We start from the raw sequence: 8804 nt of genomic DNA on the forward strand, positions 1-8804 counted from the left end.
GACATGGGAAAAGGAGTAAATAAGATTGATATAGCTACAAACGAGGTGAATGCAAAAGTATTAAGCCGATCAGGAAACCGTATTTGTGTTGAAGCTGGCAAACTCATCTGGTTTAAAGTTTCCGAGTGGATGTCAGGAACCACGGATGTAGATAAAAAGAAAGGCACGATCTGGATAAGACAGGACTATACCAGAGAGATGATCATCAATAAAAAAGAGATTGGACCAAGCCAAATATACGGCTATGCTTTTGAAAAAAAAGAGTGTGGCGCTTCAGCCTATTATTATATTGAATCCACTCTTTTCGGAAATAGGGATACTAAAAATAATACAGGACTCTATGTAAAAGGATTTTCTCCAGCTTTGCTTGTCAGTAGCAAATGGTCTCTGCAAAATGGAGGTGAGGATCAGCGTGCCCGTAAATTTTCATTTGGAGAGAATGTTTTTCTGGGATTGGAAACAGAAGGTTTGAATCAACAAACGCTTACAATAGAAGTATATCGCCTCAATAATGAAGTTACTTTTGGTAAAGTGGCGGGAAGGGTATTTGATAGAAATTATGATCCTACAAAAGATGACGAGCAGACCAAAGTATTTCAGAAGCAAGCTAAAGTTATTCAAGGAGAAGTTAACACAGAATTTACCATTCAGCCGTCTTGGAAGAAAGGAACGGAAGATAATTTGTTTTACGTTAAAGTAAAAGATGGAAACAGTTATGTACAAGATAACAAGAAGCAGATCATCCACGGGAGATATTTAAAAGTTAAAAACAATATTGTTCCCATAAAGCAGAATATGGTAACCCTTACCAATAATGCTCCAGTAAAAGTGGGTGCGGCGGATAAAGAAGTTAAAGTAAATCACCTTTGCACCTATAAACAAATCAATATAGAAGATAATGGCGAAACTTTTGAGGTTTTTAGAGAAGGACAGACTACTTTCAAAAAAACGTCACCTGTAGTTCAATATACAACAGCAAAAGTTCATTTTAATTTTGATAAATCTGATATCCGCTCTGAGGCTCGCGACACTTTAAAATACCTGCTAGACTTTTTGCTCTATAATCAGCATTTAGATATGACCCTTTCCGGGCATGCTGATGACAGAGGAACGTTAGATTATAACCAAGCTCTTTCTGAAAGAAGAGCGCAAGCAGTAAAAGATTTTTTCTCGAAAGGAGGATTAGATAAAAACAGGATTAAGACAAGAGGATATGGAGAAGTGAGTCCTATCGCTTCCGGAAAAACAGAAGAAGCTTATAAGAAAAACAGAAGGGTAGAGATAGAATTCAGTTATATAGAATACAACCAAAATGCTCTTTTTTATGAAATGATTGCGCCGGATGCAAACAAAATGAAAGAGATTACGGTAAATGTTTTAAACCGTTCGGATAAAGGTTGTTTCAGGAAAGAAAAGCATAATAAAAATATCATCTATGTAAATGAAACAGATAGTAAAGACCTTGTTCCAAAAACTGGAAATAGTATAAAACAGATTGTTTTTTCTCAACAGTCAGCTTTTCCTAAAAACTATGTATTGTTATTGGGGAAATTTTTAAATCCTATTTCAAAGATCTATTATCAGTTTGCGTTTCATATCAACAGCTGCGCCTATTATGCTGACAAAGAAAAAGCAACGCTGGAAGTAAGGGTTTACCCGGATGTAGTATGGATTGGGCATTTTCAGTATAATGGAGAAGAAACTGTAATGCCTTATTATTTTCATAAGCAAAATTTTGTCTTAGAGCAGGGAATTTCTGATGTTCTTAATGAATTGAAGGAAACTACTTTTTATAAGATTTACAGATTAATTCCTGCAAATTTTATTGTTGAGCATACCTTATTGAAATATATTGAAAGTCAGGCAAAAAGCTACTTTTATGGAATACATACTTATCACAATCGTACAGTTGAGAAGGCTGGGCAAGAGCTTTCTCTTTCGGGTACTCAGACGAATTTAATAAAACAAACTCAGTATACAAGATTTGCCGCAGCCGCAGTAATCTATGGTTTTGTAGTGGTAGGAATCATCATAGATTTATTAATGATCTATCTTACAAGAGGTAAAAATATAAGTACCAAGCTGGAAAAATTTGCTAAAATGGCAAGAAAGGCTGAAAGTATTCTTAAAAAGATGAATGATGCGGGTGTTGAATTGATTCCACCGGCTATTGCTGTGAATGCAGGAATGTATTATCAGAAGCAGAAAAATGGAAAGCTAGCCTTAGTGTATGAAGCTAATATAAAGGCTGATCCATTGGTAGCGGTCAACTTTAAAAAAGAATTTGATCTTATAAAGTTGATAACTAAGACTATTGATGGTATCAAAGGTGCTGTACATCCTAAAGGAACAGAAAAAAAATTAAAAGAAAATAGAGAAAATAGTAGTAAAATAGAACAGTATTTCGAAAAATTAGGAACTTCTGTTAAAGGAGAAATTTCAGTGAGAGGAGATATTATGTTTGAACAGAATATAAAATATAATTTCCTTACAAATAGTTACAGCTTTGTAGATAAACTTGGAAATTTGGTTGCCAGTGCACAGAATGAGTCTATTATAAAAGAACAGATTAGTTTTGAAGCCAAAATTCAAGGAGAATTCAAATTAATGTTTAAATTTAACCCTCTTCAGGCAAAGGTTGAAGGAAAAATAGACATTGAGCTAAGTGGAGGTGTAGGTGTAAAATTAAAGTATGGAGTGAATGTGATAGAAGGGAAAGGTTTGTTTATAGAAAAAATATTATACTGTTCGGGAATTGAAGGGAAATATAAAGGAAGTCTTATAGGAACTTCTATTTTTGGAACAAGTAAAATAGAAACTAATGATGGTAAACCTACACCTTTTACACTTGTTGAGCCTTTTGAAGTTAAATTATATGAAATTCAATTATTTAAATCATAATAAAATATGAAAAAACTGCTTTTAAGTTTAATATTTATTACAAGTTTGACGGCTTGTTCTCAAAGTAAAAATGAAATTATGCAAAACACGAATATTAATGCAAACAATATAGTAGAAGAGATTACAAAACAGATTAAACATTATCCTTCCGAAAAACAATATACTTTTAACTATAACAATCATATGTGCTATTTTGAGATTTTAGTAAATGATATGCCGTCATTTAAAGAATATGATGAAGCGCAAACAGGATCTGCATTTTTAATAAATGATGCTATTTTTAAAAGTGGAAAACAAAAGGTTACTTATAAAATCTACCCTGCAAGTTCAGAAGTACTTCCTGATAATACAGATTTGAAGTTGACATTAAGTTCTTATGATCAGAAAAATAAAAATGCAGATGATGTCACTTATATGGAATACAGTATTCCCAAAAATGAAAAAAAGGTAACAGAGAATTATTCCAAATATACATTTTCGGGAGCAGGAAAGACATTTTATGAAGGTAGCTTTGATATTAATGTAGAAGTTCCATATACCAATCAATCTCCATTTGAGAAAGCACAGGATTTACGTAAAATGGATAAGAAAGAACTGGAGATAAAATTAGTAAAAGAATATAATAAGGTCCGTAGTATTTATCAGAGCAAAGACAAAGATCAAGTTGCCCGCCTTTTATTTGATAAATTGAAAAACCAGATGGTGGCAGAGTACGCTTCGCCAGAAAAAGTAAAAGCGGCTTGGAATGAGGCAGGAGAAATATTATTCAATAGCGATATCGAAATACTCCCTATTGAAAAATATCAGATGCGTTTCTTTGCAGAGGGAAGATTAGTGGCACTTTATGCGGATGGTTCTAACCCAAAAACGAAAGGAGACAATGCTCTAATTTGTAATATGAAGTCTGGTTATGGAAAAGGATTGCTAGAATTGAAACACTTATTTTATATTCCTCAAGGTGAGACAGAGTTTAAGGTGTATTAGAATGAATACTTTCACAAAATACATGCAGTCTATTTTGTTGGGAATAAGTCTTATGGCTTGTTCTCAAACAGCAAATAGCGTCAATCAAAATTCAAAGATAACTGCAGACAATATAGCAGATGAAATTTCGAAACAAGTGAAGTACTATCCTTCGGAGAAAATATATACTCTTGGTTACTCTAATGATAAGTGCTATTTTGAGATGTTTGTAGATGGAATTAAATTGACAAAAGCATTTAACAAAGCATTGGGCAATACTGCTGTGGAAATTAATCATGTTCTTTTCAAGAGTGGAAAACATACCATTTCCTATAAAATGTATCCTTTGGGAAAATCTAAAGAATATGATGAGGTTTTCAATACGCTTGTAGAAGATACGGATCTTGATTTTGATTTAAAATCTTATGATCTTAAAAACGAAAAAGCGCCAGATACAGAGTACATGACCTATTCTCTTCCTAAAAAGAAAGAGGAAATTGCCAAAGGATATATTAAAGAAAAATTTGTTGGTGTCGGAAAAACGTTTTACGAAGGTAATGTTGATGTTACTATTGATGTTCCTTACAACTCGGAAGCTCCATTTGAAAATGCGATGGACCTTCGTAAAATGAATAAAAATGAATTGGAAACTAAATTATTAAAGAAATATAAAGAAGTTTGGAGTATCTATCAAAATAAAGAATACGACAATATCGCAAAACTGGAATATAATTCATTAAAAGATTTATATGTTTCTACTTATGAGAGTAAAGAGGTGATTAATAAAAATATTAATATCCTTTTTACAGAAATGTATAAAAGTTCTACTTTCAAAATGCAGCCCATAGAAAAATATAAATTAGAATTTTTTGCAGACGGTAAATTGGTGGCCTTAATGCTGGACACAGATGATAACCGTTTACGTGGAAACACAGCACTTTGGGCAAAAGTAAACTATGATGGAGGAACAAGAGGAATATTTTTAAACAGATATTTCTATATCCCTCAGGGGAAAAGTGAGTTTATGGCATATTAAACTTAATAATAAAGCTAAAAAGACTTCCCTTATTAAAGAGAAGTCTTTTTTTTGTCATTGCGAGGAGCGTAAGCGACGAAGCAATCTCAATACAATGACCAATTTGTTATTCCGGAGGAATCTAAACTTAGCTCAGAAATCTAATTGTTGAGATTCTTTAAGAAATCGAAAATTCGACCAATCCAATGACAAAATTTCGTGAAATTTTCATTTTTTTTTGCAGCTAGAAAATTAACGAATCAAATCTGGTTTTAAATTTTTACTGTACCACAAACTTCAATGTAGTATTATCCAGTTTTAAAATATAAATTCCCTGTTCTAAGTCTTTAATTTTAAGTGAGCTTCTACTATTTTTAAAGGGTTGATAGATGGTCTGCATCACTTTTCCCTGTAAATTATAGATCTCAGCTTTTTGAATGTTTTGAGTTTCACCTTTTATAAAAATCTCTTGATGAGAAACAGGATTTGGATAAATCTCTAAATCTTTAGCTTTTTCCAAAGAAGAAAAACTTTGCTTTGCTGTTCCTGAATAACAGGTCCAGTTCAGATTATCAATCGCAACTCTATTACTGGCTGAGGTATTTTCTAAACTCACAACCACATTTCCTGAAACATTGATATTATTGATAGTCGTTGTTGCAGCCGTTGTACTGTAAGGAACTGTTCCTACCGTTGTTCCATTTACTTTTACATTAAAAGTTCCATTGTTTCCTGAAAACTTCAGTTGGGTAGTTACTGTTAATGATCCAATCCCATTAGCTGAGCTGCTTGAAGTTAATGAACCGTCTCTTACCGTAATGGCTTTATTAGAAATTGTTTGGTCTGTTCTTGCATCGGTTGCGGTCCAGTTTATTCCTCCGTTCGTCCATGTTCTTGTTGAGTACGATGCACTGCTTGCAGGGATGGTTTCAAAAGTTTCATTCACACAATTTGTTGATGGAGTAGATGTTCCTGTATTGGTTGTTCCCGAAACGGTAGAACTATTTGTTGAAGAATTTCCTGCTGCATCTTTTGCGACAACATAAAAATTATAGTTTGTAGAAGGATTTAATCCTGAAATTGTTGTAGATGTTGAACTTACCGTAGTATTCAAGCTTCCGTTCATATAAATAGTATAGGAAGAAACACCCACATTATCAGTTGAGGCATTCCATGAAAGAGAAATACTGTTGGATTTTTTTGAGGAAATTGTTAAGCCTGTAACTGTTGTCGGAGCCTGTGTATCTGTGACTGGTTGTTGAGAACCCCAAATTTGGTTAACGTAACTTGGATTATCAATAAACGGATTTCTATTTCCCTGATAGGCATACGAAGCATTATTTCTGTTAATTTCAGCCTGAGAAACAGGATCCTGATTATGCCAAGCGAGTAGCACATTCAACTCCCAAGTCTGAAGTCCCGGAAATGCAGTGCTTCCGAGCATATTTCCTGAAGAAAAAGTTGAAAGCTTACTTTGATAACGGGTTACAAAATATAAAATCATACGTGCAACGTCCCCTTTAAACTCATTGATGGGCTCGAAAACAACTCCTGAATATCCTGAAGAAACAGAATTTCCAAGCTTTGATCCGTTCTTAGATGTAAACGTGGCTGTTCCTACTTTCCCATAAGGATAATTAGATCTCATCCCGTTTACTTTTCCGTCGGTAGCTCTGATGAAATTGATGTCTGAAACCATTGGTGAAGCTTCATTAAATAAACTTTGAGGAATGACGTGCTCGCGGTTGTAGCAATTTCCTTCTATCGAATACGTTCCACACTGATTGGTCCCTGGAGTATATTTATAAGGATCGGGTCCGCTAGGATTTTCAGAATAAATATCTAAAATAGAACCGTCATTTTCATAATTTTTGTCGATGTCGGTCGTTTTATAAGCAGTCCAAAGTCCGTTGTAACCTTTGTCCTGATGCCCGTTGGTAATAATGGAACTTAATGCCGTTTTTAAAGGGGCTCCGGTAAGTCCGTTTGCAGCGTTGTAATATCCTACAGGAGCTTGAGCGTTGGTGAAACTCGCCCATACAAGAAATAAGATAATTTTTTTCATATTAATAATTTACAGTAAGATTACTATATTTTTTTGAATAGAAAATTACATTACTGTTAAATTTAATAGGTATTGCATTCCAGTTAACAACAATACTGTGGAACTTATATTGATTATAATAAAAAAAGCCAACACAAAAATTGCGCTGGCTCTATTAATATAATTGATTGATTTAAATCTTATTATTTTCTCTGTGGAGGATAGTTTTTCATAATATCCGCCATGATAGCAGGGATCTGTCTTTGTTTAGCTTTTGGTGAATCTACAGAAATTCCGCTTCCGATACCTTGCCAAACCAATTTGTTGGATTTAGCATCTACAAGATCCACGATGATAGCACCTTCATTATAGTTGCTTGTCCATGTTCTGCTCATACCAACACCCCAACCGAAAGGCCCGCCCCAGCCATACATTCCGTATGGAGAAGTATTATTAATATCCGTTACTTTCTTGTGATTGGCTTTTACATTTACGATCAAATCAGGATTTTCTCCCGAATGAAGACCTTTGGTTTGAAGTTGCTTAGACAACTCATTCAAAACTCTGTCTTTATCAATATCATTCAACTTCAGGTCATCAATTCTTATTTTATACGTTTTATAAGAAGTGAATTTTGCAGTATCAGCATAGTCTGAACGTACTTGGAAAGGACTACAAGACGTTAAACCCAAAGTAGCCGCAGCTAACAAAATAAAAATATATTTTTTCATTTTATTTATTTTTTTTATCGTTTTTAATGAATGTATCGGTCTTTTTATCGTAGCCATATGGGCAGTGCCTACAGCCACTTTTACAGCAATGTCCCCTTTTTAGGTGAAATTTCTCTGTGAAAACCTTATACCCTTGTTCGTTGTAGTAAAAGTCTTCACCCTCTTTGATATCGAAAAGTGCCATAAGTTAAATCGCTAAGTCAAAAAACTTTATATTTGTTATTATGATAATTATATGCCAAAAGCCATTAAAAAAATTAAAGATCAGTGGCATCGCTCTATTTCCTTTTATCTTCATTAGGAGACCCGAAGATAAGGAAAATAAAATACTTATCAATCACGAAAAAATTCATTTAAAACAGCAATTAGAAATGCTCATTATTTTCTTCTATATTTTTTATGTCATCGAATATTATTACTGGTTTTTTAAACTAAAAGATAGCTATCAGGCATATATGAGGATTTCATTTGAACGAGAAGCGTACGCCAATGAAAGCAATTTAAATTATCTCAAAAAAAGAAAATTCTGGAGCTTTAGAAAATATTTGTGATTATGAATTTAAACACAAAATCCACAAATTATTTCCACAAATAAACACAATCATCTGTGCAAATCTGTGCAATCCGTGGGAGAGAAAACAACATCATTTTAGAAAGTATTTGTAATAATAAATTTAAACACAAACGGCACCAATTATTTACACAAATAAACACAATCATCTGTACAAATCTGTGAAATCCGTGGGAGAGAAAACAACATCATTTTAGAAAATATTTGTAATTATAAATTTAAACACAAACGGCACCAATTATTTCCACAAATAAACACAATCATCTGTGCAAATCTGTGCAATCCGTGGGAGAGAAAACAACATCATTTTAGAAAGTATTTGTAATAATAAATTTAAACACAAACGGCACCAATTATTTCCACAAATAAACACAATCATCTGTGCAAATCTGTGCAATCCGTGGGAGAGAAAACAATGTCACCTTAGAAAGTATTTGTAATTAATGTTAAAATGGGTTTCAATATCAATAGAAATGGGCTTTAGCCCAATGTCATTAAGTTAGTGTATTTCATAAGCTATTTCGTTGATTTTTAGGAACTATTGGTTTTGCTCTTGCTCTGTATTTACCAATATTCCTT

Annotated in this window: 7 protein-coding genes; 4 read left to right on the forward strand and 3 right to left on the reverse strand. The window is 33.3% G+C overall.

Translation table 11 applies throughout. The features are described 5' to 3' along the window. Positions 1-3 precede the first annotated feature (3 nt). Genes BUB80_RS23275 through BUB80_RS21290 form a run of 3 tightly spaced genes read left to right on the forward strand, consistent with a single transcriptional unit; the run spans position 4 to position 4900 of the window. Positions 4-2901, forward strand: coding sequence for an OmpA family protein (locus BUB80_RS23275; RefSeq protein WP_083547349.1), 2898 nt, complete (start codon positions 4-6; stop codon positions 2899-2901). 6 nt (positions 2902-2907) lie between these two features. Further along, positions 2908-3885: a hypothetical protein gene (locus BUB80_RS21285; protein WP_073297546.1), complete on the forward strand. Its 978-nt coding sequence runs from the start codon at positions 2908-2910 to the stop codon at positions 3883-3885. A 1-nt stretch (position 3886) separates the two neighbouring features. Beyond that, entirely contained in the window at positions 3887-4900 is a 1014-nt protein-coding gene (locus tag BUB80_RS21290) for a hypothetical protein (RefSeq protein ID WP_228433915.1), read from the forward strand. A gap of 259 nt (positions 4901-5159) precedes the next feature. Here the strand turns inward: BUB80_RS21290 and BUB80_RS21295 are convergent, their stop codons facing one another. The 3 genes from BUB80_RS21295 to BUB80_RS21305 all read right to left on the reverse strand — a co-directional run bounded on the left by BUB80_RS21295 (position 5160) and on the right by BUB80_RS21305 (position 7838). Further along, on the reverse strand, positions 5160-6944 hold the full coding sequence (locus tag BUB80_RS21295) for an endonuclease (RefSeq protein ID WP_073297549.1): 1785 nt from the start codon (positions 6942-6944) through the stop codon (positions 5160-5162). 182 nt (positions 6945-7126) lie between these two features. Beyond that, on the reverse strand, positions 7127-7654 hold the full coding sequence (locus BUB80_RS21300) for a DUF4136 domain-containing protein (protein WP_073297552.1): 528 nt from the start codon (positions 7652-7654) through the stop codon (positions 7127-7129). A gap of 1 nt (position 7655) precedes the next feature. Next, the gene (locus BUB80_RS21305) at positions 7656-7838 is read right to left on the reverse strand and encodes a DUF5522 domain-containing protein (protein ID WP_029294953.1); all 183 of its coding nucleotides are present in this window, start codon (positions 7836-7838) and stop codon (positions 7656-7658) included. A gap of 40 nt (positions 7839-7878) precedes the next feature. Here BUB80_RS21305 and BUB80_RS23890 point away from each other — a divergent pair, with 40 nt between their 5' ends. Beyond that, the gene (locus BUB80_RS23890; protein WP_073297555.1) at positions 7879-8205 is read left to right on the forward strand and encodes a hypothetical protein; all 327 of its coding nucleotides are present in this window, start codon (positions 7879-7881) and stop codon (positions 8203-8205) included. Positions 8206-8804 lie beyond the last annotated feature (599 nt).

Origin of the sequence: Chryseobacterium polytrichastri, from assembly GCF_900142445.1 — a bacterium.
Classification (GTDB): Bacteria; Bacteroidota; Bacteroidia; order Flavobacteriales; family Weeksellaceae; genus Chryseobacterium; species Chryseobacterium polytrichastri.